Genomic DNA, 23,040 nt, shown 5'->3' on the forward strand with positions numbered 1-23,040 from the left:
TTCTTTTGTTTCCCGGGGCGGGCATGAGCGCGTCACGTGCCCAGGACCACCAGGCCCGTCGGGCGGGTCAGGCTGCCCGGGGTCACCGACGTGAAGGTGTGGGGGAGGGACAGGCGGGGGGTGGCGCCGTCCGGGGCGGCTTCGAAGAGGTAGGCCGCCGCGGCCGTGGTGTCGCTGACCAGGTGCGGGCCCTGGGCCGCCGCCGCGGCTTCGGCGAGCGGGGTGCGGAAGAGCAGCCGGAGGTGGCGCAGGGTCTCCGGGGTGACCGGAGCACGCATCGGCCGGGGCTCGGGCCGCTCGGGCCCGGGGCCGGGTTCCACGGCCGGGGCGGCCGCGGTGTCCGGGGCATCCGGGGGGATCGCGCCCGTCAGGAGCAGGGCCAGGAGCACCGGCACCGCCTTGCGGCGCAGCGCCTCGGTCGCCGGGCGCAGCCGGTGGGCGTGGGTCGCGGGCAGCGACAGGGCCAGGCTCCCCGCGGCTCCGCCCGCGGCGATGGGAACGGCCGAGCAGACGACCCCCGGGGCGTATTCGAGCAGGTCGAAGACGGGCGCGCCCGGAGCCACCGCGTCCAGTGCCGTGAACAGGGCCCGGCTGTCGGTGATGGTCTGCGGAGTGAGCCGGGCGGGCCGGTGCCGGGCCACGTGGTCCGCGCGGCGGTCGTGGTCCAGCTGCGTCAGCAAACACTTGCCGACCGCGCTGGCGTGCGCGGCGTCCCGGAAGTCGACCCACTCCCGCACCGGCGGGGTCGCCGGACCGGCCGCCATCTGCGTGATGTGGACCTCTCCCGCCGCGTACCGGCTGAGGTACACCGCGGCGCCCACGCTGTCCCGGGCCAGGGCCAGGGTGCGCTGGAGCTGCCCGGCCAGGCCGTGGCCGCCGGGGGCGGCGAGCCGGCCCAGGGCCGGGCCGCGCCCGTACACCCCCGCCGCCGGCCGGTCCGCGTACTCCTCCTCGCACAGCATCGCCAGGAGCGGGCGCAGCTCCGCCTCCGCGAGGCCCGACTCCCGCGCGAGCTGGCCGGCCCGGACCCCCAGCGGATGCCGTTCCAGGACGCGTACGACGGCCAGCGCGCGGCGGGCCTCCGCCAGGGCCCCGCCCGTACCGCCCTGTACGACGGTCCCGCGGGCCGCGGCCGTCAGCGCGGGGTGGCGCAGCGGCCCGGCGGCCGGGCGGGACGCCGCCACCGGCGCGAGGACCGGGACGGGGGCGGGCGGCGGGAGGAACGCGCCGAGCGCCCCCGACAGCCCGGCCCTGGGCAGCGGCACCGGACCCAGGTCGGGATCCTCGACCTGGTCGACGTAGCGCAGGACGGCTGCCTGTGCGCACAGCCGGATCTCCCGCAGGTCCCGGCGGCCGTTCGGGCGGAACCCGCGGCGGCCCAGCTCCCGCGCCCAGTGCCGGGCGTCGTGGTGCTCCCCGCGCCGGGAGTGGTCGAGGAAGAGGCAGTAGGCGGCCGCGGCGGCCCGCGCGCTGCCGGAGGCCGCGGCGAACTGCCACCAGAACCGGGCGCCTTCGCGCATCCCGGCGAGGTGCAGCAGACAGCCGAACACGACGGCGCCGGCCAGGTCGGTGCGTCCGCCGGTGAAGGAGTCGAGGTGCGCGGCGGCGTCCGGGGCGCACACGGAGTCCAGGCAGATCGCCTTGAGGTCGCGCCGGGCCCGCTCGGCGTCGAGCGGGCGGTCCCGGACCGGGTCGCTCCAGCCGTGGGCCGCCCGGCGCCGGGCGCGGTGCGGGACATGGGCGTGCGGGGTGGCGCGCAGCAGCCGGGCCTCGGCCGCGCCCAGGTCGTAGTGGCGGTAGCGGTCGCGGACGCCCGCCCGGGCGAGGAACTCGGCCAGTGAGCGGGGCGCCGGGTCGCCGTCCGGCCGCTCCAGCCGGTCGCGGCGCCTCATGACCCGGCTGGTTCGGCCGGTTCCGCCGGATCGGCGGACGTGTCGAGCAGCCGGGCGAGGCGCCGGTGGGCCTGGCCGAGATGGGAGCGCACCGTGGCCTCGTCGACGCCCATCACGGAGGCGGCCTCACCGGGGGTGCACTGGAGCCCGTACCGCAGGAGCACGGCGTCGCGCTGGCGCTCGGCGAGCCGGGAGACGGCGGAGTAGAAGCGGATGGTGTCCGTCAGCACCTCGTACTGGTCGGCGTGCGCCTCTTTGAGGGCCGCCTCGAAGGCGCTGATGTCCATCGGCTCGGGCTCCTGCTGCCAGGGGTGGAGCCGGTGCTGCCGGTCGACCAGGCAGTGCTTGAGGACGGTCCAGGCGTAGGCGTCCAGCCGGTCCATGTGGAGCATCCGCAGCCAGTCGCCCATGATCGAGTCGAAGGTGGCGTCCACCGCTGCCTCGGCCGCCGCGTCCGAGCCCAGCTGCAAGTACGCGAAGCGCATGTACGCAGGGCGCCGGTTGGCATGGAAGGCCCAGTACGACAGGCGTGCCGTAGGGTCCCACTGGCTCATGGGAGTCGGCCGCCTACGCCGGCTCGGCAGTCCCACGGCCCCACCGGACTCCTCCGGTCCGCCATCGCTCACCGCTCCACCTCATCCCCTGGTGCGCAGAACAGGAAAGCAGTGAGGGCGCACTCGGAGGGCGCAGAGAAGAAACCTGGGAAGCAATGCGTCGCAGATGATCGAACCGTGATCGGTCTCGATCGCCCGAGGCTCCAGCCAGCACGTATGCATATGCCGCCTGCCGGTGCCGCCGTATCACCGGTCGGTCCTCCGGTCGGGCGCGCCACTGTCCCGCTGTACCATGGGCCCGATCGCGAGGGCCGTGACGTAAGAGGTCACTGTCCTCGCTTTTGCTTTACGTCCACCCGAAAACAAATGCGGCGCGTGGCCTTTCGGCGGTTCGATACGATGACCGCACTCACACTCCGTGATGTCACGTTGCACCGCACATAGGAAATGGAGCATCCGAGGATGGCTCGACACCTGATCACCAGCGCGCTTCCGTACATCAACGGGATCAAGCACCTGGGCAACATGGTCGGGTCGATGCTTCCGGCGGATGTGTACTCCCGGTACCTCCGCCAGCGCGGCCACGACGTCCTCTACATCTGCGCCACCGACGAGCACGGCACCCCCGCCGAGCTCGCCGCCAAGGAGAACGGCATCCCGGTCGCCGAGTTCTGTGCGCAGGCCCACGACGCCCAGAAGGCGGTCTACGACGGCTTCGAGCTGTCCTTCGACTACTTCGGCCGCAGCTCCTCGCCGCAGAACGCCGAGATCACCCAGCACTTCGCGCGCAAGCTCCAGGAGAACGGCTTCATCGAGGAGCGCGCGATCCGGCAGGTCTACTCGCCCGCCGACGGCCGCTTCCTGCCGGACCGCTACGTCGAGGGCACCTGCCCGCACTGCGGCTACGACAAGGCCCGCGGCGACCAGTGCGAGAACTGCACCCGCGTCCTGGACCCCACGGACCTGATCGAGCCCCGCTCGGCCATCTCCGGCTCCACCGAGCTGGAGGTCCGCGAGACCAAGCACCTCTTCCTCCTGCAGTCCACGCTCCAGCACGAGGTCGAGGCCTGGGTCGCCGAGCACGAGGAGGAGTGGCCGCAGCTCGCCTCCTCCATCGCCCGCAAGTGGCTGACCGAGGGCCTGCACGACCGCGCCATCACCCGTGACCTCGACTGGGGCGTGCCGGTCCCGGCCGACACCTGGCCCGACCTGGCGGCCGAGGGCAAGGTCTTCTACGTCTGGTTCGACGCCCCGATCGAGTACATCGCCTCCACCAAGGAGTGGGCGGACGCCGACCCGGACAACCGCGACTACAAGTCCTGGTGGTACGAGGCCGAGGACGTCCGCTACACCCAGTTCATGGCCAAGGACAACGTCCCGTTCCACACGGTCATGTTCCCCGCCACCGAACTGGGCACCCGCGAGCCGTGGAAGAAGGTCGACTACGTCAAGGCCTTCAACTGGCTGACGTACTACGGCGGCAAGTTCTCCACCTCGCAGAAGCGCGGCGTCTTCACCGACCAGGCGCTGGAGATCCTCCCGGCCGACTTCTGGCGCTACTTCCTGATCGCCAACGCCCCGGAGTCCGACGACTCGTCCTTCACGTGGGAGCACTTCGCGGCCACGGTCAACAAGGACCTCGGCGGCACCCTCGGCAACTTCGTCAACCGCGTACTGACCTTCTCCCGCAAGAAGTTCGGCGACGAGGTCCCGGCCGGCAGCCCCGCGGGCGAGGCCGAGGCGAAGCTCGGCGAGCAGATCGCCGAGCTGCTGGCCGAGTACGAGGGCCACATGGAGACCCTCCAGTACCGCAAGGCCGCGGCCGCGCTGCGCGCCCTGTGGTCCGCCGGCAACGCCTACCTCGACGAGAAGGCCCCCTGGCTGGAGGTCAAGACCGACCTCGACGCCGCCGCGCTCACCCTGCGCACCGCGATGAACCTCATCCACCTCTACTCGGTGGTCTCCGAGCCGTTCATCCCGGCCTCGGCGCGCGCCATGCGCTCGGCGTTCGCCCTCGCCGACGACACCGCGACGTGGGTGACCCCGGAGCAGGCCAAGGCCCTGGACGCGGTCCCGGCCGGGACCCCGTTCACCGTGCCGCCGGTGCTCTTCGCCCGGGTCACCGAGGAGGACCTGGAGTCCTACCGCGAGCGTTTCGGCGGCACCGAGGCGGGCTGACGCCCCCAGGATCCGTCCGACCGGAGGGGCGCGACCACGGGTCGCGCCCCTCCGGCGTACCCGGGCGCACGCCGGACGGGCTCAGCCCGCGGCAGGGGTGAAGGTGCGGACCGCCGTGTCGAAGTAGGACCGTGCCTCGGCGGCGCGCCCGACCGGGGCGGACACCCACACGTCGTACAGGCGCCCGCCCTCCTCCCAGCACAGGTCGCGGGTGTGCCGGGGGCCCTCGGCCGTCGAGAAGCCGTCCCAGGTGAACAGCCACAGGGCGGCCTCGTGGCCGTGGTGCGTGCTCACCGAGACCTCGGCGTCCCGGTAGCCGGGGTTGCTGGTCGGCCCCTTGGCGTGGGAGCGCTGGTGCACGGCGAGCGGGCCGCCCGATTCAGGGGCGGAGATCTTGATGCCGATGCGGAAGCTGTCGTCCGGCGACATGTAGAAGACCCGCGGGCCGTCGGTCTTGCGCGTGAAGCCGTCGGGGACGGCGAGGGCGAAGCCCGCCGGGTCCCGGACGACCCCGTAACCGGCGGGGGCCGCCTTGTCGTCCGCCGAACCACCGGTCGGCTGCCCGGGCGCCGACGGCCCGGGCACCGGCGCGGAGACCTGCCCGCCCGGCGTCGCAGCCGCAGCGCCGGCGGCTCCGCCCGCGGCTCCGCTCGTGGCCGCGGGCCGGCCGGTGCGGTCGGCCGGGTCGTCCTCGTTCATCAGCAGGGCTGCGGCCGACACGCCCGCGCCCGCGATCGCGGCCACCAGCAGGGCGGCGATCAGAGCCCCGCCCGGCCGCCGCCGCGCGGGGGCGCCGGCCGGCTGCGCCGTCACGGGAGCGGTCTGCGCCGCGGGTCGAGGGGCCGGCTCCGGTGCCGGTTCACCTGCCGGTCCCGGGGGCGGAACGGGCGTCGGCGCGGGTGCCGGCCGGGCGTCGGACACCCCGGGCGCGCAGCGGCGCGTCGGTGTGTGGCCGGCCGGGGGTGCCAGCGCCCGCAGCATCTCCTCCGCGCGGTCCGCACCGAGCCGAGCTGCGGGGTCCCGTTCCAGCAGCCCCCGCACCACTGGCAGCAGCGGCCCGCATGCGGCGGGCGGCCGGATCTCGTCGTAGACCACCGCGTGCAGGACCCCGCCCAGCGAGTCCCGGCGGAAGGGCGACGCCCCGCTGACCGCCGCACACAGCAGGGCGCCCAGCGACCACAGGTCGGACTCCGGCCCGGCCGGCGACTGCGCCGACATCCGCTCGGGCGCGGTGTACTCGGGAGAGCCGACGAACGCCCCGGTCGCGGTCAGCGTCGTCGCCCCCGACACCTGCGCGATCCCGAAGTCGGTGAGGACGGCCCGGTCTCCCGGAGCCTCCAGCAGGACGTTGGCCGGCTTGAGGTCGCGGTGCAGCACCCCGGCCGCATGTGCCGTCCGCAGGGCGCCGAGCAGCGCCATTCCGATGCCGGCGGCCTCGGAGGGGTCCACCGGCCCGGTCCTGGCCAGCCGGTCGGCGAGGGAGCCGCCCTCGACCAGTTCCATGACGATGTACGGGCGTTCGCCGTCCTCGACGACGTCGTGCACCACGATGATGTGGGGGTGCTTGACCTGCGCGGCAGCGCGCGCCTCGCGCAGCGTGCGCTCGCGCTGGAGCCGGGCCTCGTCCAGGGACAGCGCCGGATCGAGCACCATCTCCTTGACGGCGACGCTGCGGCCGAGCAACTGGTCCGTGGCGCGCCACACGACCCCCATGCCGCCGCGCCCGAGTCTGGCATCCAGTCGATAACGCCCGGCGATCAGACGGGCGTTCTCCCCCTCGGTCAGCATGGCGCCATCATGCCGCATCGCCACCCGGCCCGTGTGCCCGGTCGTGTGCCGTTTCGATCTTCACCGGTCCGCCGCGTGTCGAAGCCGGGACGTGATCGTTTCTTCAGACGTAACCCTCATGTCTGCTGCGGAATCGGGAGGACGCGCGGTGACCGCTTGGCAGTACTTCGCCGGAGCGGGTCTGGTGGCGGCGCTCTGCCCGCTCCACGGCCATGTGGCGGTCGCGGGCGACGGCCCCGGCCGCGGGGCCCGCGTCGACCTGTGCGTACCCGCCGGCCAGCCGAAGCGGCCCGGTGCGCCGCCTTCCGGCCGGCCCTCGGTACGGGTCGCCGTGCCCGGCGCCGACGCCGGGCTCACGGTGCGCCATCCCGGCTGGGCCCCCCGGCCGGGAGGACCCGCGGTGGCGCCGCCCGCGCCGTCCAAACCGTCGGCCGCCACCGGTCCCGCAGACCCTTCGGCGGAGGCGGTGCCGGCGCCGGCGGAGCCGCCGCCGTCCGCCCCGGCACCCGCCGAGGCTGCCGGGGCGGCCCCGGCCGAAGCGTCCGCCCCGGCCCGGCCCAGGGCCGCCGCCGCGCCCGTGAGCGCCTTCCACGTGCGTCCGTACCGTTCGGTCGCCGTGCAGCGGCTCGGCCCGGGCGGGATGTCCACCGTGATGCTCATGGTCGTCGTCACCACCCCGGCCGTACTCGCCGCCGCCGCCCTGCGCCCGCGCTCCAAGAGCCGCGGCTGACCGCTGGCCCGTCCGCCGCACCCCCGTCCGCCGCACCCCCGTCCGTCCACCGATCCACACCGGGAGAATCCACGTGTCCGAATGGCTGGTCCTGGCCATCGCCATGGCGCTCGTCTGCGCCCTCGTCCTCGCCATCACGGCGATCCGGCACCGCCGGGCCGCCGAAGACGAGGACACCAGCGAAACCCCCGACGTCATCGAGTACATGACGATGATGGTGGGTGTGGTCTACGCGATCGTGCTGGGCCTGGCCATCGCGGGCGTATGGGAGGCGCGCGGCGCCGCCGAGGACAGCGTGCGCCGCGAGGCCCAGGCGCTGTACGAGGTGACCCAGCGCGCCGACGTCTACCCTGCCGCGGTCCGCGACCGGATCCGGGGCGAGGTGGACGCGTACGTCTCCCACACCGTCGCCGTGGACTGGCCGCTGCTGACCTCGGGCGAGGGCGCGTCGGCCGAGGGCGGCGCGCTGCTCGGCAAGCTCCGCACCTCCGTGACCCACCAGAGCCCGGCCACCGAGCTCCAGGCGCAGGCCTACCAGCCGCTGCTGGACCACATCGCGGCCGCCGACGAGGCCCGCCACTCGCGGACCCAGAGCTCGGAATCCACGCTGCCGGGTGTGGTGTGGTTCGGGCTGCTGGTCGGCGGGGTGGTCACCGTGGGGCTGATCTTCACGCTGCAGATCCGGCGCTCGGGGCGGGAGCTGCTGCTCGCGGGACTGTTCAGCGCGCTGATCGTGTTCCTGCTGTTCATGGTGTGGAGCTTCGACGCGCCGTACGGGCGGGACGGGAACGACTCGGCCGGGCCGTTCCAGGAGCTGTTCCCGAAGACGGCGGTGGCCGCGGCCCGTTGAGCGGGACGCGGTCGGGGGGAGCAGCCGGTGCCCCGTCGGGGCACCGGCCGGCTGCCCCGGCCGGACGGCCACCGCTCAGACGGCCACCCGGCGCCGGACCGCCTGCACCACCGGCGAACGCCGCAGGGCGTCGGAGATCCGCAGGAGGTCGCGCGGCCCGTCGGAGGTGTCGAGCAGGGTCTCCTCGTCCTCGCCGATGGTCTGCCCGTCGGGGTCCGCGGAGCGGGCCCGTACGGCGGCCGCGACCATGGCGGCGTCGCCGACGGCGCGGGCGGTCTCCTCGTCGGCCCCCTCGGCGAGGGCGCTGTCGTAGGCGTCGTCGCGCAGGCCCTTGTCGAAGTAGGGGCCGAGGTGCAGGAACCCGTCGTGGATGTCGGACTCCCGCTGGATCACGCGCAGTTCAGCCGCCGACCACCATGCCATCTGCACCGAGGGCGTGCCGACGGGCGCCGAGATCTGCACCTCCTGCCACAGCGCGCCGAGCCGGCGGTACGTGGCCCAGGTCTGCCAGTGGTCGGAGAGCCGCTGGCAGACGAGCGGGACCACGAAGCCCATCGCGCTGATCAGCGCCCCGAGCGAGGCGAGCGGCGGAGCCACGTAGGTGCTCAGGCCGTCGAGGTCGCCGCCGAGCCAGCGGGCGACCACGGCCGTCATCTTCGTGGCGTCGTAGCCGAGGTTGAAGAGGTACCCGGCGACGATGATCATCAGCCCGATGCGCAGCCAGCCGCGGACCTTGAGCGACCAACGCCAGCACAGGACCACCATCACCACCGCCGCCACGTGGTGCGCCAGCAGGTAGAGGGCGATCATGTGGCCGACGTACGGCGTGTTCGCGTAGAAGGTGTCGAAGTCCCGCAGGCGTTCCTCGGGGGTCTCACCGAGGGCGAACAGGACGACCAGGGCCACGATCACGATGCTGTAGCCGAGGATCCAGCGGCGCGAGACGCGCCTGGTCCGTTCGGGAGACCCGCCCCGCCAGTTGACCATCAGGACCAGGCAGGAGGCGCTGAAGGCGGTGATCAGGCAGTAGACCAGCGGGGCGGAGAAGTTGGCGATCCCGGTCCAGCGGTTGACCGCCGCGATGGTGGGCGGGGCGGCGAAGGCGAACACGGCCCCCGCCAGGGCCAGCAGGGCGACGACCGAGCGCAGGAGCGGGTCGCGCCAGTTGTGCCGCAGGGCCGGCAGTTTGAAGGCGAGTGAGACCGCCATCGCTGCTGCCGGTATGTAGTAGTCCTCACCGGTCAACGGTCGTTCCTCAGTCCCCGGTAGCCGAGCGAGGCCTCGATGCGGCCCGCGAGATCGTCGCGCTGGACGGGAGTCCGGTGCCCGGCGGACCCGGCCAGCCAGTTCCTGCAGCGGCTGCCCAGCAGTAAGCCGAAGGTCTCGGCCTCGGTCTCCTCCTGGACGTCGGCGCGGGTGCGCGCGGCGACGCGGCGGACCGTCTCGCCGATGTCGGCCTCGTCGGACAGCAGCCGCGCCGCGACGGCGGCGCCGTCGACGTGGTGGCTGCAGTGGCCGGCCTTCATGTGCCACAGCTCGTGGCCCAGGATGACCAGTTGATGGTCGGGTGCGGTGCGTTCCTCGATGACCACGAGATCGCGGTCCGCCATGTCGAGCCACAGACCACTGGCCGTCCGGGGCGGGAACGAAGCCATCCGGAAGTCGACCCGTCGGCCGCGGTGTCTGCTCATGCCCTCACAGAGGGCAGCGTAGAGGTCCACGGGCTCCACGGGGGCGGTCAGCCGGATGCCGGCCACCAGCTCCCCGCACAACCGCCGCTGCTCTCTGCCTATGCTCACCGTTCTCCCCGTCGGCGCGGATCCGGATCAGGACTCAAGGATCAGACCCAGACTTTCGACTGGGTCAGGACTCATTCGGTTTGACGCTTTCGAGGAGCATGTCCAGCCATTCGGTCACCTTGTCCCGGTGCTTGTCGCTGGGCAGTTGGGCGGCGCGCCAGGCGATGCCCCGTACACCGTGGTTCTGCAGGAGTCTTGCCAGCGGATCGCCTGCCGATGCGCCTGAGGCCGGTACGGTTTCCCGCGCGCGTCCCGCGTAGTCCTGCAGGAGCTGTTGCTCGGTCCGCTGGAGCGCGTCGGTGAGGGCGTCGGCGTCGTGGGCCGTGAGGAACCCGGCGTGCACCCCGAAGAAGCGCTGGATCGCGTCGCAGTGCTCCATGGTGGGGCGGCGGTCGCCGTTGATGAGGGCCCCCGCCTGCTGCCTCGACATGCCGGCGCCGTCGGCGATCTCCTGCTGCGTGTAGCGGCGGCCGTTCGGCTTGACGCGGGTGCGCCGGAGCAGGTCGAGACGCTGCAGGAAGCGGGCCTGGAGGTCGGGTTCGCCGGCCGGCCTGCCGTCGAGCAGGGTCTTCACCACATCCGTGGGCACGCCCGAAGCCTCGGAGAGGCGTCGCAGGTCGAAGACCTGGCTGAGGTCGCGGCCCATCTTGCCCGCGAGTTCGGCGACGCGGGTGATGGTCGCTGCCAGGGGTGCGTCGGCCACCGCGACGGGAGCCGGGAAGCCGTCTGTCACCAGTGGTTCTCCTAGATCGCGCGAAGTCGGTACGGCACATGGTCGGCTTCTGGAATCTAGCCGCTCTCGCCCGGAAGGGCTAGAACGTGCCACAGCTGTGGCGGGAATGAGCTGTCAAGAGGCTGGAATTGCCACAATAGTTGACACTCGAATGAAGTCGGTAGCAGGATCGCCACACGGAAATGAAGATCCAGACCGGAGGAGGGGGAGCTCTCAGTGCCACATCTCGCAGCGGTGGGCCCGTCCGATGGACTCGCCCGAGCCGGTGAAGAACGCCTGGCGGGCGAGGAGTCCGCGCGCGGTGCCGTGCGGTCGGAGCGACGCAAGGAGATTTTGCGCCAGCGCCGCGAAGAGCTGGGGCTGAGCCAGGAGGACCTCGCCGCCCGGCTCCGCATCAGTGTGCGCGCGTACGGCAACTGGGAACGCGGCCTGGTCAAGGAGTGGACGGACCGCAAACTCCTCGCCCTGGCCGAGGCCCTGGAGATGAGCGAGCGCCAGTGCTTCTGGCTGTTCCGCGTCATGGTCGACCGCGACCCGCCGCCCACGTGGCGGGCCTCCGACGAGAACCGGCTCCCCGAGGACCCGGCGCAGCGCGACTACCTGTGCGACTACGCGGCCCTCATGGAAGCCGTGCCGTACCCGAGCTTCCTGGTGGACCACCGGTGGGACGTCGCCCTCACCAATTCGGCCTTCGACCAGCTCTTCCAGTCGGTACGGCCGCACCCGACGGCGCTGCCGGACGACAACTTCCTGCGCTTCGTGCTGTTCCACCCGGACGCCGCGGCCGTGCTGGAGGACCACGAACCGGCCTGGTGCGTACCGCTGCTCGCGCAGTTCGCGGCGGCACTGGCCGAAGCCCCGGAGGACGAGGGGCTGTGCAGCATCCGCCAGGAGGTGGCCCGTGACCCGTTCATGGAAGCGGCCTACCGGTACGGCGTCCCGCACTGGCTGAGCAAGCGCGGGCCGGAGGCCGCCGAGCAGGACGGGGCGGTGCGCACCGTGCGCCACCCCGACCCGCGATGGGGCCTGGTGCGCTGCCGGATGGTGGCCGAGACCAGTCGCATGCTCGACGAGATGGGGCTGACCCGGATCACCCTGATCCTGTCCGGCCCGCTGGGCGTGCCGACCGGTCCCGTGCGGGGCGGCGCGGCCGTCCCGCACCAGCAGGGCGCCAGGCTGCGCGCCGTGCCGTCGCTGGGAGAGTGACCGACCGGGGCAGACTGGTGCGGACGGACGCCCGCCGGAGGTCCCGTGCCACCGATCGTGTCATCGATCGTGGCACCGGCATCCGGGCGGGTGTCCCAACCGGCATCTGCACTGGCGAAGGGCGGTAGGGGCGTGCGGCTGACGATCCTCGGCGGAGGCGGCTTCCGGGTACCGCTCGTCTACGGAGCACTGCTCGGGGACCACGCCGAGGGGCGGGTGTCCCACGTGACGCTGTACGACGAGGACCCCGCGCGGCTCGCCGCCATGGCTCGGGTCCTCGAGGACCTGGCTGCGGCCGCCGCGGTGCCCGACGCCCCGGCCGTCACGGCCACCCGGGACCTCGACGAGGCCCTGCGCGGGGCCGACTTCGTCTTCTCCGCCATCCGCGTCGGCGGTCTCGAAGGGCGCGCCGCCGACGAGCGCGTCGCCCTGGCCGAAGGCGTCCTGGGCCAGGAGACGGTGGGCGCGGGCGGGATCGCGTACGGACTGCGGACCGTCCCCGTGGCCCGTGGCATCGCCCGCAGGATCGCCCGGGTGGCCCCCGAGGCCTGGGTCATCAACTTCACCAACCCGGCCGGCCTGGTCACCGAGGCCATGGCCGAGGAGCTCGGCGACCGGGTGATCGGCATCTGCGACTCGCCCGTGGGCCTCGGCCGGCGCGTCGCCCGGCTGCTGGGCGCCCGGCCGCAGGAGGCCTGGATCGACTACGTGGGCCTCAACCACCTGGGCTGGGTGCGGGGCCTGCGCATCGGCGGGCGGGACGAACTGCCGCGGCTGCTGGCCGACACCGAGGCGCTGGAGTCCTTCGAGGAAGGCCGCCTCTTCGGCGCCGAGTGGCTCCGCTCGCTCGGCGCGATCCCCAACGAGTACCTGCACTACTACTACTTCAACCGTGACACTGTACGGGCGTACCAGGAGGCCGAGCAGACCCGCGGAGCCTTCCTGCGCGAACAGCAGCGCGGCTTCTACGCCGAGGCGGGCCGGGCCGGGCTGCCGGCCGGTGCGGCTCTGGCCGCCTGGGACCGGACCCGGGCCGAGCGCGAGGCCACGTACATGGCCGAGAACCGCGAGGCGGCCGGCGTGGGCGAGCGCGACGAGAGCGACCTGGAGTCGGGGGGCTACGAGAAGGTGGCCCTCGCGCTGATGCGGGCCATCGCCCGGGACGAGCGGGCCACGCTGATCCTGAACGTCCGCAACGGCTCGACGCTCTCCGTCCTGGACGCCGAGGCGGTCATCGAGGTGCCCTGCCTGGTGGACGCGAACGGCGCCCACCCCATGGGCGTCGAGCAGCTGCCGCTGCACGCGGTGGGGTTGGTGACGGCCGTCAAGGCCGTGGAGCGCGAGATCCTGGCGGCGGCCTCGAGCGGTGCGCGGGCGGACGCCGTGAAAGCCTTCGCGCTCCACCCGCTGGTGGACTCGGTGGCGGTGGCCCGGCGGCTGGTCGACGGCTACGCGACGGCCCATCCGGGCCTGGCCCACCTGCGCTGAACCGCCCCGCCGGCCCCCGGGCCGGGCTGCGGGCGGGGCCCGTTCGGGGGTCCCTCCGACGGCCCAGTGCGGCATGCGGCGCGACGGGCGTGCTGTGAGAGTGCGAGATGTGACCACTGCCCCCGCCGCAGCCGCGGCGCCCCCCGTGCTCGACCGGCGGCGGCGCAACGTCGTCTTCGGCACGATCATGCTGGGCGTGCTGCTGGCGGCCCTCGACCAGACGATCGTCGGAACCGCCCTCCCCACGATCGTGGGGGACCTGGGCGGCGGGGACCACATGTCGTGGGTGGTGACCTCCTACCTGCTCGCGGAGACCGTCGCGACGGTCCTGGTGGGCAAGTTCGGTGACCTCTTCGGCCGGAAACTGATCTTCCAGATCTCCGCCATCGTCTTCATCAGCGGCTCCTTCCTGTGCGGCCTGTCCAGCAACATGACGTTCCTGATCGTGTGGCGCGGCGTCCAGGGCGTCGGCGCCGGCGGCCTGATGGTCACCGCGATGGCGCTGATCGCCGACGTCGTGCCCCTGCGCGAACGCGGCAAGTACCAGGGCGCGATCGGCGCGGTCTTCGGCGTCGCCACCGTGATCGGTCCGCTGCTGGGCGGCTTCTTCACCGACCAGCTGACCTGGCGCTGGTGCTTCTACGTCAACGTCCCGATCGCCATCCTGGTGGTCATCGCGGCCGCCAGGACGATCCCGGCGGTACGCGCCTCGGGCAAGCCGGTCATCGACTACCTCGGCATCGCCCTGGTGGCCATCGGCGCGAGCGCCCTGATCCTGGCCACCAGCTGGGGCGGCAACGAGTACGCCTGGACCTCGCCCGTGATCATCGGCCTGTTCGTGGGCGGCGCGATCGCGCTGGCGCTGTTCTGCCTGACCGAGACGCGCGCCGCGGAGCCGATGCTCCCGATGCGGCTCTTCCGCAACCCGGTCTTCGCCGTGTGCTCCGTGCTGAGCTTCGTCGTCGGCTTCGCGATGCTCGGCGCGCTGACGTTCCTGCCGACCTACCTGCAGTACGTCGACGGGGACTCGGCCACGATCTCGGGCGTCCGGACCCTGCCCATGGTCTTCGGTCTGCTGATCGCCTCCGTCTTCAGCGGCAACGTCGTCAGCAAGACCGGCCACTACCGGATCTTCCCGATCGTCGGCAATGCGGTCATGGGCATCGGCCTGTACCTGCTGTCGCGGATGGAGCCCGGTACCAACAGCCTGCTGGAATCGCTCTACATGTTCGTGCTCGGCACCGGCATCGGCCTGTCCATGCAGGTGTTGACGATCGCCGTGCAGAACACCGTCGACTACGCCGACCTCGGCACGGCCACCTCGGGGGTCACCTTCTTCCGCACCCTCGGCAGCGCCTTCGGGACGGCGGTCTTCGGAACCATCTACGCCAACCAGCTGGGACCCGCCCTGGAGGAGGCGGTCGGGGACGTGGCGAGGACGACCGGGACGGACCCGGCCGAGCTGGCCAGGGCCGCCTCGACCCCGCAGGGCGTGCACAAGCTCGATCCGGCCGCCGCGGCACCCGTCATCGAGGCCTATGCGCAGGCCCTGCAGACCGTGTTCCTCTGGACCGTGCCGGTGGCGGTGTTCGGGTTCGTCGTGGCGCTCTTCCTCAAGCAGGTCAAGCTGCGCGACACCGCCCGGGCCGCATCCACCGACATGGGCGACGGCTTCGGCTCGCCGGCCACGGCCTCGGGCGACTCGGCCAAGCTGCTGGAGCTGGCGGTCGGCAAGCTCGTACGGAACATGGGGGCGGACACGGCGCGGGAGATCGTCGAGGCCTCCGACACCCGGCTGGACATCGCGGGCGCGTGGACGGTCATGCAGGTGGAACTGATGACGAGGACGATCGGCTACTCCAGCATCGGCCTGGTCGCCGGGCGGCGGTCGCTGCCGCCGGAGGTACTGCTCCCGGTGTTCGACCGGATGGTGGAGGAGGGCTTCCTCGCCCGCGACGAAGCCTTCTTCAGCCTCACGCCCGCCGGGCAGCGGGAGGCCGACGTCATCTCGGCGGCGTGGGGCAAGTGGCTGGGCGACGAACTGGAGAAGGACCGCGGCCGGCCGCGCAGCGCCGAACTGCGGGTCGCTGCGGACGCGATCGCGAAGCGGCTGCTGGCCGAGGACCTGGGCGAGGGGAGCTTCGCACCGAAGGTGGTCGTGCGGCACTAGCGGATGCCCTGTCGATCATGCGGGCCGGTGCGGAACTCTGCGGCGGGCTCCGGTCGTCCTTCCCTTCGAGACGCACGACGACCTGGGGGCGACGCACATGGGGACCACGATCACGCTGGCCGAGGAGATCATGCTCCTGTCCTTGGACGACGAGTCCGGGGCGGTGAGGCAGCGCCAGTCGGTGGCACCGGCCCTGGCGGGGGCGATCCTGCTCGAACTGGTCCTGGCGGAAAGGGTGTCGATCTCGGGCAAGCACCTGGAGCTCAGGAGCACCGAGCCGACCGGGGAGCCGCTGCTCGACGACCGGCTCCGGCTGATGGAGACCTGGCTGCGCCGCCTCAGCCGGCGCCGGGTGGCGGACTGGCTGATGAAGGACTACATGAAGGTGACCGGCCCCGTGCTGGAACGCCTCGGCGAGCGCGGGCTGGTGGCGGAGCAGGTGCACAAGGTGCTGGGGGTGTTCCCCCAGCGGCGCTACCCCGAGGTCGACGGCACGGTCGAGCGCGCCCTGCGGGAGCGGCTGGCCACGGCGGTTCTCGGGAACGTCCGGCCCGACGACCGCACGGCGGGCCTCATCGCCCTGCTCCACGGAGCGAAGCTGCACCGCCTGGCCTTCCCCGACCACAGCCCCGCCTCGGTGAAGCCGAGGATGGCGGAGATAGCCGACGGCCAGTGGGCGGCCGAGGGCGTCCGTGCGGCCGTCCGCGACATGCAGGCCGCCATGGTGGTGATCATGGCGGCCACGGTCGTCGCCGTCAGCTGAGCGGCTTCCGGCCCGCCGGGGATGCAGGCCGTCCGGCATCCGGCTCCGGCCTCAGGCAGCGGCCCCAGACCTGGGCCTTGCGGTAGGGGCCCTGCCCGTCGCTGTCGTACTGGGGGGCGTCGAAGGCGACCCAGTACAGCAGTTCGCCGCTGAGCGCCTGGGCGTGGTCGTTGGGTTCGGGTGCCCCCATGGCGTCGATCGTTCCGAGGAACTCGACCTGCCAGGGGCCGTCCCGGTCCGGGTCGCGGACCACGGTGACGCGGCTGCCCGGGGGCAGCGCACCCACCGGCCAGGACTGCGCCAGGGGGCGGCCGAGAATGTGCTCCACCGCCCGGCGGTCGTCCGTGGGGGTGTGGGGAGGATCCGTAGGGGTGTGGGGAGGAGGGGAAGCGTCTGTCATGCGCCCAGCCTGCCCGCGCCACGGCGGAAGGGAGTGGTCCGGCAAACGGTGCGGGTCAGTGGGCGCCGGGGAGGGAGAGGCCCGCGTAGACCTGGTTGAGGACGGTCGGCAGCATGCTGTTGGCCGTCGTCCGGCCGTCGGGTGACACGGTGAGGTTCGTCCAGACGACGAGCGTGACGTCGTTGTCCGGGTCGTGCCCCATGAAGGAGTTGAAGCCCGGCAGTTCGCCGCCGTGGAAGTACATCGCCGCCTTCGGGCTGAAGCGCTGGTAGGCGATGCCGTACCCGTACTTCTGCCCCTCCGGCGCGGCCGGGTTTTCGGCCTGCGGGCTGTCGAGCCACAGTTTCTGGAAGGCGGGGTTCAGCACCTTTCCCGTCGTCAGGGAGCGTATCCAGGTGGCCAGGTCCTCGGCGGTGGAGAGGGCGCCGCCCGCTGCGTACGCGTAGGAAGGGTTCTGGTGGGTGTAGTCCAGCGGCTTGAGCTTCCCGGACTCGGCCGCCTTCCGGACGTCGGTCGGATACGGCTTGTCGGTCAGCGCGTAGGCCGTACCGCCGTACATGTAGCCGTGCGAGGCGGGAGCCGGGAGGGAGGTGTCGTGGATGCCCGGCAGGGACGTGCCCTTCAGGGCCAGCGGGCCGATCAGCCGCTCCTGGAACTGCCGTTCCAGCGGCTGCCCGCCCGCCTTCTCCGCGACGAGTCCCAACAGCGCGTAGTTGGTGTTGCTGTACTCGTACGACGTGCCCGGCGGGAAGTTCGGCGGACGCGAGAAGGCGATCGCCAGCATCTCCTGCGGCGTCCGGGCCTTGGCCGGTTCGGCGTCCAGCGAGGCCGACAGCTCGGGTGCGTCGGTGTAGTTGTAGAGCCCGCTGCGCATCGTGAGCAGCTGGGCGACGGTGATGTTCCGCCCGTTCGGCACGCCGGGGACGTAGTCGGACACCGGGTCCGTCAGCCGGAGCCGGCCCTCCTGGGCGAGGAGGAGGACCAGAGCCGACGTCAGGGTCTTGGTGTTGGAGGCGATCCGGAAGTGGGTGCCCGCGGTGGGCGGGTCGGCGGCGCCGAGCTCGGTCGTGCCGACGCCCGCCCGGAAGGTGCCCTGCGGGGTGCGGAGCAGGACCATGGCGCCGGGGACCATCAGCGCCTCGGCCGCGCGTTCCACGGCGGCCTGGAGCGCGGCCGGATCGATCTGCTTCAGCGCCGAACCGCTGGGGTCCGGGGAGGGGGAGCCGGCCGTCGCCGCCGAGGTGGAGCGCGACGCGGTGCGCGCGTCGGACAGTGCCGGGGCGTCGGAGCCGGAACCGGAACCGGAGCCTGGCTCCGGGGGCAGCGCGAGCCCTGCCACGAGCAGGACCGCGCACGGCGTCAGCAGAAGGGTGCGGCGGGCGACTGCTCGTGGTTTCCTCATGCCGACGTCACGGTCCTCGTGCTCGACGATGAAATGACCGGACAATTCGCCCATTTTACCAGCTGAGGGCTGGCGGGGGCTCCTCAGGTGCTCGGAGCCGGGCCCGCCGTCGGGTAGTCGTACGAGGGGACGTGCGGCAGTTGCGTGAGGCCGGGGCGCCAGGTGCGGAGCACCGCCGCCGAGGGGGCGTACAGCGCCGACGGGATCTCGGCGGGCGCGAACCACTCCCAGCGGGCGATCTTGTGGGGCTCGGTGACGGCGGGCACGCCCTCCGCGGTGGTGGTGACCGCGGCCGCCGTCAGCCGGGTCAGGCCGGACTTCGCGTCGATCTGGACGGACAGGACACGCACGCCCTCGGGGGCCACCCGCAGGTCGGTCTCCTCGGCGAGCTCCCGGGCTGCGGCCTGCTCGAAGCCCTCTCCGGGGTCGACCTTGCCGCCGGGCAGCTCCCAGCGGCCGTCGTGCGCCTGTCCGAGCAGTACCCGGCCGTCCCGGCCGATGACGACGAGGCCCACGCCGACGACGGCGTTCGGCTGCGGAACGGCCCGCTCGGGGCGTTCGGGGCGCTCGGGGGGTTCCGCACCGGTGGTGGTCATGGACGTCCTTCCGAAGGAGTGGTGGGCCGGGCGCGGACATGGATCCGCTCGCCCTGGGGCCCGAAGAGGCTGAGGAACTCGGCAGGCTGCGGACCGGCGTTGCAGAAGGCGTGCGGCGTGCGCGTGTCGAACTCGGCTGCCTCTCCGGGCCCGAGCACGAGGTCGTGTTCCCCGAGCAGCAGCCGGACCCGCCCGGACAGCACGTACAGCCACTCGTAGCCTTCGTGGACCTTCAGCTCGGGTACGGGCGGCGGATCCTCCACGGGCGGCAGGATCTGCTTGAAGGCGTGCACCCCGCCGAAGTTGCGGGTCAGCGGTACGTAGGTGTGGCCGTGCCGGACGAAGGGGCGCGGGCGGATCCGCGGGTCCCCGGTCTCCGGTGCGCCGACCAGCTCGTCCAGCGCCACCCGGTGCGCCTTGGCCAGCGGGAGCAGCAGCTCCAGCGTCGGCCTGCGCTGCCCGGACTCCAGCCGGGAGAGCGTGGAGAGCGAAATGCCGGTGGTCTCGCTCAGCTGGGCCAGCGTGGTGCCGCGCTGTCGGCGCAGGGCCCGCAGCCGCGGGCCCACGGCGGTGAGCACGTCGGCGAGTTCCTCGTCCTGCTTCTCCGGGGCCATGACTCCATTTTGCTGCTTCGGCAAGAACATTTGTCAAATGGCGCATTCGGGCAGACCCTCGCAGACATGGACAACGCAAGGGAAGACTCGTTCGACGTGGTCGTCGTCGGTGGCGGTGCGGCAGGACTGGCCGGGGCGCTCACCCTGGTCCGGGCCCGCCGTTCGGTGCTGGTGATCGACTCCGGCAGCCCGCGCAACGCCCCGGCGGCGCACATGCACGGCTACCTCGGCCTGGACGGTGCGAGCCCGGCCGAGCTGCTCGCCAGGGGGCGCGCGGAGGTGGAGGGCTACGGCGGCCGGATCCGGCCGGGCACGGCCGTCGCCGCGGACCGGCTGCCCGACGGGAGTTTCCTGGTCCGCTGCGGGGACGGCTCGACCGTGCGGGCGGGGCGCCTGCTGGTCGCCACCGGCCTGGTGGACGAGCTGCCGGCGGTGCCGGGGCTCGGGGAGCGCTGGGGGCAGGACGTGCTGCACTGCCCGTACTGCCACGGCTGGGAGGTGGGGGACGGGCCCGTCGCGGTGCTCGCCGACGGCCCGATGGCCGTGCACCAGGCGCAGATGTGGCGGCACTGGTGCGAGCGGACCACACTGCTGGCGCACACCTGGCCGCTGGGGGAGGGGGACCGGGAGCTGCTGGCGGCCCTCGGGATCCCGGTCGTCGAGGGCGAGGTGACCGGCCTGGCGGTCGAGGACGACCGGCTGACCGGGGTGAGCCTGGCCGGCGGGGCGACGGTGGAGTGCCGGGCGCTGGTGGTGGCCCCGCGGTTCACCGCCCGTTCCGGGGTCCTGACGAGCCTGGGCCTGCCGACCGCGGACATGACGCGGGACGGCCACGTGATCGGCCGCTGCGTCGAATCCGATCCGGCCACCGGGGCCACCGCGCTCCGCGGGGTCTGGGCGGCGGGCAACGTGACCGCGCCGCTGGAGAAGGTCGCGGGGGCGGCCGCCCAGGGCGCGCAGGCGGCCGCGGCCATCAACGCCGACCTGATCGAGGAGCAGACCCGGCGGGCGGTGGAGGCGCGTCGCGCGGGCGCGGCGGCACCCGCGGGGGAGGGCGCGGGCCGCGGCTGACCGTACGGCCGCGGCCGACCTCGCGGGCCGCGGCCGACCGTACGGGCCCGGCCGCCCCGGGTCGCGCGGACCACGGCCGGGCAGCGGCGCGCCGGACATGTGTGCGGGTTTCGGCCTGCCCCGGTACGTGCAGGCTCTGAGCGGTGTGATCGTCGTACGGTCCAACGGTTCGGGGGGACGTTCCATGGCACATGTGCTGGTCATCGGCGGCGGCGTGGGCGGCCTCGCCACCGCCCTGCTCACGGCGCGGCGCGGACACACGGCGGAGCTGTTCGAGCGCGACACGCGCGCCCCCGGTACCGCCCTCGACCGCGACTTCTTCGGCTGGCGGCGGCCGACGGTACCGCAGGCGGTCCAGCCGCACGCGCTGCTGGGAGCCGCCCGCAACGTCCTGCGGGACGATCTGCCCGACGTGTACGCGGAGATGCTCCGGCTCGGCGCGCGCGAGCGGCACGAGCTGGACTGGTTCGAGGTACGGCCGCCGGAGCTGCCCGGGGACGAGGACCTCGTGATGCTCCAGGCCCGGCGCATCGTGCTGGAGAGCGCGCTGGCGACGGCGCTGCGCGCGGAGCCCGGAGTGGTCGTCCGCCACGGGGAGCCGGTCACGGGGCTCACCGCCGTGTCGCACGCCGGGACGGTCCCGCCCGACTCGGCCGGGGCGGAATCCGGCGGGGCGGACTCTGGTGGGGCCGACAGGGTCCGGGTGACGGGGGTGACCACGGAGGCGGGGGGCTACCAGGGGGACCTCGTCGTGGACGCGGGCGGCCGCCGCGGCGGCATCGAGCGCAGGCTCGGCGCCGTGGGCTGCCGCCCGCCCGTCGTGGAACGGCACCGCACGGGGCTCGCGTACTTCTGCCGCTGGTACCGGTTGCCCGAGGGGATGGACGAGGGGCCGCGGCGGCCCTGGGCGGTGACCGGCGGCGCCTTCGCCGGGTGCGCGGTCTTCCCCGCCGACAACAGGGTCTTCGCCGTGACGCTGTTCGTGCACACCGCGGACACCACGCGCTCGGCGCTGCGCGATCCCGCGGTCTTCGAGCGGGCGGCGCGTTCCTTCCCGCCCGGCGAGGCCTGGCTGGCACTCGGCGCCGAGCCCCTGTCGGGCGTACTGGCCACGGCCGGCCTGGACAACCGCTGGAGCGCGCTCGTGGACGAGCACGGTCCCGTGGTGAGCGGCCTGGTGCCGGTCGGAGACTCGATCACGCACACCAACCCGACCCTCGGGCAGGGCACCTCCCTCGCGCTGTGGGCGGCGCGCAGGGTCGCCCGTACGGCGCACCGGGAACCTGGCTCGGACCGGTTCGCCGTGGACCACCACGAGTGGGCGGTGCGGACCCTCAAGCCGTGGTTCGACTTCCAGGTGGTCGCCGACGCGGCCATCGGCGAGCGCTTCGCGACGCGGGCGGGGCGTACGGGGACGGCCCGGGAGGTGGCCGCGCTGTTCGACTGCGCGCTGGAGGACCCCGAGGTGATGCGGGCGCGGGCGCGGGTCCGGCACCTGGCGGAGCCGCCGGAGCGGGCGTACGCGGACCCGGACGTCCGGGCCCGGGTGGCGCGCTGGCTGGCGGCGCGGCCGGACTACGCGCCGAACGAGGTGGGGCCGGACCGGGAGGAGTGGGAGAAGCTCACGGCGGGCTGACGGCGCGCACCGGACGGACCGGGGGCACCGGGCGGACTGGGCGCACCGGGCGGACCGCGCCGCCAGGCATCAGCCGGCCTGCCCGAGCACCTCGGCGAGGTCGTAGCCCACGACCTCCTCCAGCTGGGCGTAGGTGCAGCTCTCAGGCGTCCGGTCGGTCCGCCAGCGCCGGAACTGCGCGGTGTGCCGGAAGCGGTCCCCCTCCATGTGGTCGTACGCGACCTCGACGACGCGCTCCGGGCGCAGCGGCACCCACGAGAGGTCCTTCTTGCCGGTCCAGCGGCTCTGTGCGCCGGGGAGCCGGGCGCTCTCGTGGGCGGACTCCTCGGCCCAGGCGGCCCACGGGTGGCCGGTCGGGTCGGGCATCCGCAGCGGTTCCAGCTCCTCCACCAGCTCGGCCCGGCGCTTCATCGGGAAGGCCGCGCAGACGCCCACGTGCTGGAGCACGCCCCGATCGTCGTGCAGGCCGAGCAGGAGCGATCCGACAATCGGACCGCTCTTGTGGAAACGGAATCCGGCGACGACGACGTCGGCGGTACGTTCGTGCTTGATCTTGTACATGAGGCGGGCATCGGGCCGGTAGGGGAGATCGAGCGGTTTGGCGATCACCCCGTCGAGCCCGGCGCCCTCGAACCGCTCGAACCACTCCTGCGCGAGCGCGGGGTCGGTGGTCGCGGGCGCGAGGTGGACGGGGGGCCGTGCAGTGGAGAGGGAGCTGGCCAGGGCGGAACGGCGGTCGGTGAGCGGGGCGTCGAGGAGGGCCTCGTCGCCGAGGGCGAGCAGGTCGAAGGCGATGAAGCTGGCGGGGGTCGTCTCGGCCAGAAGGGCGACACGGGACTGCGCGGGGTGGATTCGCTCGGTCAGCCGGTCGAAGTCCAGACGTCCGTCGTGGACGATCACGATCTCGCCGTCCACGACGCAGCGGACGGGCAGATTCGCCTTCAGCGCCTCCACCAGCTCGGGAAAGTACCTGGTCAAGGACTTACCCGTGCGGCTGCCCACCTCGACCTCGTCGCCGTCGCGATGCACGACCGCCCGGAAGCCGTCCCACTTGGCCTCGTACTGCATGCCGGCGGGGATCTTCGCGACCGACTTGGCGAGCATCGGTTTGACCGGAGGCATCACTGGCAGATCCATGCCCTCGATTCTGCGGTGGTACGTCCGGACCCG

Annotated in this window: 20 protein-coding genes; 9 read left to right on the top strand and 11 right to left on the bottom strand. The window is 73.2% G+C overall.

Annotation, left to right across the window (positions count from 1 at the left end):
- Positions 1-32: 32 nt before the first annotated feature.
- Both E6U81_RS41915 and E6U81_RS12345 read right to left on the bottom strand, forming a co-directional pair.
- Entirely contained in the window at positions 33-1,892 is a 1,860-nt protein-coding gene (locus tag E6U81_RS41915; protein WP_346766139.1) for an IclR family transcriptional regulator C-terminal domain-containing protein, read from the bottom strand.
- Positions 1,889-2,446: a sigma factor-like helix-turn-helix DNA-binding protein gene (locus E6U81_RS12345; RefSeq protein ID WP_240803775.1), complete on the bottom strand. Its 558-nt coding sequence runs from the start codon at positions 2,444-2,446 to the stop codon at positions 1,889-1,891. The genes E6U81_RS41915 and E6U81_RS12345 overlap by 4 nt, the downstream gene beginning before the upstream one ends.
- A gap of 462 nt (positions 2,447-2,908) precedes the next feature.
- Here E6U81_RS12345 and metG point away from each other — a divergent pair, with 462 nt between their 5' ends.
- On the top strand, positions 2,909-4,624 hold the full coding sequence (gene metG / locus E6U81_RS12350; protein WP_136230116.1) for a methionine--tRNA ligase: 1,716 nt from the start codon (positions 2,909-2,911) through the stop codon (positions 4,622-4,624).
- 81 nt (positions 4,625-4,705) lie between these two features.
- Here metG and E6U81_RS12355 read toward each other — a convergent pair whose 3' ends face one another.
- Entirely contained in the window at positions 4,706-6,412 is a 1,707-nt protein-coding gene (locus tag E6U81_RS12355; protein WP_136230117.1) for a serine/threonine-protein kinase, read from the bottom strand.
- 148 nt (positions 6,413-6,560) lie between these two features.
- On the opposite strand from E6U81_RS12355, the gene E6U81_RS12360 reads away from it, so the two are divergent.
- The gene (locus E6U81_RS12360) at positions 6,561-7,142 is read left to right on the top strand and encodes a hypothetical protein (protein ID WP_136230118.1); all 582 of its coding nucleotides are present in this window, start codon (positions 6,561-6,563) and stop codon (positions 7,140-7,142) included.
- A 73-nt stretch (positions 7,143-7,215) separates the two neighbouring features.
- Positions 7,216-7,992 carry a DUF4239 domain-containing protein gene (locus E6U81_RS12365; RefSeq protein WP_136230119.1) on the top strand — a complete coding sequence of 259 codons (777 nt, stop codon included), beginning with the start codon at positions 7,216-7,218 and terminating at the stop codon, positions 7,990-7,992.
- Positions 7,993-8,067: 75 nt separating this feature from the next.
- On the opposite strand, the gene E6U81_RS12370 is transcribed toward E6U81_RS12365, so the two are convergent.
- From E6U81_RS12370 to E6U81_RS12380, 3 genes are all read right to left on the bottom strand, one after another.
- Entirely contained in the window at positions 8,068-9,237 is a 1,170-nt protein-coding gene (locus tag E6U81_RS12370) for an MAB_1171c family putative transporter (protein ID WP_136230120.1), read from the bottom strand.
- The gene (locus E6U81_RS12375) at positions 9,234-9,791 is read right to left on the bottom strand and encodes a toxin-antitoxin system, toxin component (protein ID WP_168714611.1); all 558 of its coding nucleotides are present in this window, start codon (positions 9,789-9,791) and stop codon (positions 9,234-9,236) included. The genes E6U81_RS12370 and E6U81_RS12375 overlap by 4 nt, the downstream gene beginning before the upstream one ends.
- A gap of 64 nt (positions 9,792-9,855) precedes the next feature.
- On the bottom strand, positions 9,856-10,524 hold the full coding sequence (locus E6U81_RS12380) for a helix-turn-helix transcriptional regulator (protein WP_031157952.1): 669 nt from the start codon (positions 10,522-10,524) through the stop codon (positions 9,856-9,858).
- A 333-nt stretch (positions 10,525-10,857) separates the two neighbouring features.
- Between E6U81_RS12380 and E6U81_RS12385 the strand changes: the two genes are divergently transcribed.
- The 4 genes from E6U81_RS12385 (at position 10,858) to E6U81_RS12400 (ending at position 16,151) form a co-directional block, all read left to right on the top strand.
- The gene (locus tag E6U81_RS12385) at positions 10,858-11,730 is read left to right on the top strand and encodes a helix-turn-helix domain-containing protein (RefSeq protein WP_136230121.1); all 873 of its coding nucleotides are present in this window, start codon (positions 10,858-10,860) and stop codon (positions 11,728-11,730) included.
- A gap of 132 nt (positions 11,731-11,862) precedes the next feature.
- Complete coding sequence (locus E6U81_RS12390) at positions 11,863-13,218, top strand: 6-phospho-beta-glucosidase (RefSeq protein WP_136230122.1); 1,356 nt, start codon at positions 11,863-11,865, stop codon at positions 13,216-13,218.
- 73 nt (positions 13,219-13,291) lie between these two features.
- Positions 13,292-15,388 (top strand): MDR family MFS transporter, encoded by a 2,097-nt coding sequence (locus tag E6U81_RS12395; RefSeq protein WP_136230123.1) that lies wholly within the window; start codon positions 13,292-13,294, stop codon positions 15,386-15,388.
- A gap of 97 nt (positions 15,389-15,485) precedes the next feature.
- Complete coding sequence (locus tag E6U81_RS12400; RefSeq protein WP_136230124.1) at positions 15,486-16,151, top strand: GPP34 family phosphoprotein; 666 nt, start codon at positions 15,486-15,488, stop codon at positions 16,149-16,151.
- On the opposite strand, the gene E6U81_RS12405 is transcribed toward E6U81_RS12400, so the two are convergent.
- The 4 genes from E6U81_RS12405 to E6U81_RS12420 are packed head-to-tail and all read right to left on the bottom strand — an operon-like array spanning position 16,144 to position 19,163.
- Positions 16,144-16,551: a ferrous iron transport protein A gene (locus tag E6U81_RS12405; protein ID WP_136230125.1), complete on the bottom strand. Its 408-nt coding sequence runs from the start codon at positions 16,549-16,551 to the stop codon at positions 16,144-16,146. The genes E6U81_RS12400 and E6U81_RS12405 overlap by 8 nt on opposite strands.
- Positions 16,552-16,606: 55 nt before the next feature.
- Positions 16,607-17,998 (bottom strand): beta-lactamase family protein, encoded by a 1,392-nt coding sequence (locus E6U81_RS12410; protein WP_240803776.1) that lies wholly within the window; start codon positions 17,996-17,998, stop codon positions 16,607-16,609.
- Positions 17,999-18,036: 38 nt separating this feature from the next.
- The gene (locus tag E6U81_RS12415; RefSeq protein ID WP_136230126.1) at positions 18,037-18,549 is read right to left on the bottom strand and encodes an NUDIX hydrolase; all 513 of its coding nucleotides are present in this window, start codon (positions 18,547-18,549) and stop codon (positions 18,037-18,039) included.
- Positions 18,546-19,163 carry an XRE family transcriptional regulator gene (locus E6U81_RS12420; protein ID WP_136230127.1) on the bottom strand — a complete coding sequence of 206 codons (618 nt, stop codon included), beginning with the start codon at positions 19,161-19,163 and terminating at the stop codon, positions 18,546-18,548. Before E6U81_RS12420 ends, E6U81_RS12415 begins: the two co-directional genes overlap by 4 nt.
- Before the next feature lie 66 nt (positions 19,164-19,229).
- Here E6U81_RS12420 and E6U81_RS12425 point away from each other — a divergent pair, with 66 nt between their 5' ends.
- Both E6U81_RS12425 and E6U81_RS12430 read left to right on the top strand, forming a co-directional pair.
- On the top strand, positions 19,230-20,234 hold the full coding sequence (locus tag E6U81_RS12425; protein ID WP_136230128.1) for an NAD(P)/FAD-dependent oxidoreductase: 1,005 nt from the start codon (positions 19,230-19,232) through the stop codon (positions 20,232-20,234).
- A 184-nt stretch (positions 20,235-20,418) separates the two neighbouring features.
- Entirely contained in the window at positions 20,419-21,870 is a 1,452-nt protein-coding gene (locus tag E6U81_RS12430) for an NAD(P)-binding protein (protein ID WP_136230129.1), read from the top strand.
- A 69-nt stretch (positions 21,871-21,939) separates the two neighbouring features.
- Here the strand turns inward: E6U81_RS12430 and E6U81_RS12435 are convergent, their stop codons facing one another.
- A complete protein-coding gene (locus tag E6U81_RS12435; RefSeq protein WP_136230130.1) occupies positions 21,940-23,007 on the bottom strand; it encodes an ATP-dependent DNA ligase in 1,068 nt (355 codons plus the stop codon).
- Positions 23,008-23,040: the final 33 nt, after the last annotated feature.

This window comes from Streptomyces sp. A0592, from assembly GCF_004795115.1.
Lineage (GTDB): Bacteria > Actinomycetota > Actinomycetes > Streptomycetales > Streptomycetaceae > Streptomyces > Streptomyces erythrochromogenes.

Excerpts from the sequence above, each read along its gene's own strand:
- E6U81_RS12435 (WP_136230130.1), bottom strand. The coding sequence starts at position 23,007 with ATGGATCTGCCAGTGATGCCTCCGGTCAAACCGATGCTCGCCAAGTCG.
- E6U81_RS12415 (WP_136230126.1), bottom strand. The coding sequence starts at position 18,549 with ATGACCACCACCGGTGCGGAACCCCCCGAGCGCCCCGAACGCCCCGAG.
- E6U81_RS12425 (WP_136230128.1), top strand. The coding sequence starts at position 19,230 with ATGGACAACGCAAGGGAAGACTCGTTCGACGTGGTCGTCGTCGGTGGC.
- E6U81_RS12400 (WP_136230124.1), top strand. The coding sequence starts at position 15,486 with ATGGGGACCACGATCACGCTGGCCGAGGAGATCATGCTCCTGTCCTTG.
- E6U81_RS12395 (WP_136230123.1), top strand. The coding sequence starts at position 13,292 with ATGCGGCGCGACGGGCGTGCTGTGAGAGTGCGAGATGTGACCACTGCC.
- E6U81_RS12345 (WP_240803775.1), bottom strand. The coding sequence starts at position 2,446 with ATGAGCCAGTGGGACCCTACGGCACGCCTGTCGTACTGGGCCTTCCAT.
- E6U81_RS12405 (WP_136230125.1), bottom strand. The coding sequence starts at position 16,551 with ATGACAGACGCTTCCCCTCCTCCCCACACCCCTACGGATCCTCCCCAC.
- E6U81_RS12420 (WP_136230127.1), bottom strand. The coding sequence starts at position 19,163 with ATGGCCCCGGAGAAGCAGGACGAGGAACTCGCCGACGTGCTCACCGCC.
- E6U81_RS41915 (WP_346766139.1), bottom strand. The coding sequence starts at position 1,892 with ATGAGGCGCCGCGACCGGCTGGAGCGGCCGGACGGCGACCCGGCGCCC.
- E6U81_RS12430 (WP_136230129.1), top strand. The coding sequence starts at position 20,419 with ATGGCACATGTGCTGGTCATCGGCGGCGGCGTGGGCGGCCTCGCCACC.
- metG (WP_136230116.1), top strand. The coding sequence starts at position 2,909 with ATGGCTCGACACCTGATCACCAGCGCGCTTCCGTACATCAACGGGATC.
- E6U81_RS12355 (WP_136230117.1), bottom strand. The coding sequence starts at position 6,412 with ATGCTGACCGAGGGGGAGAACGCCCGTCTGATCGCCGGGCGTTATCGA.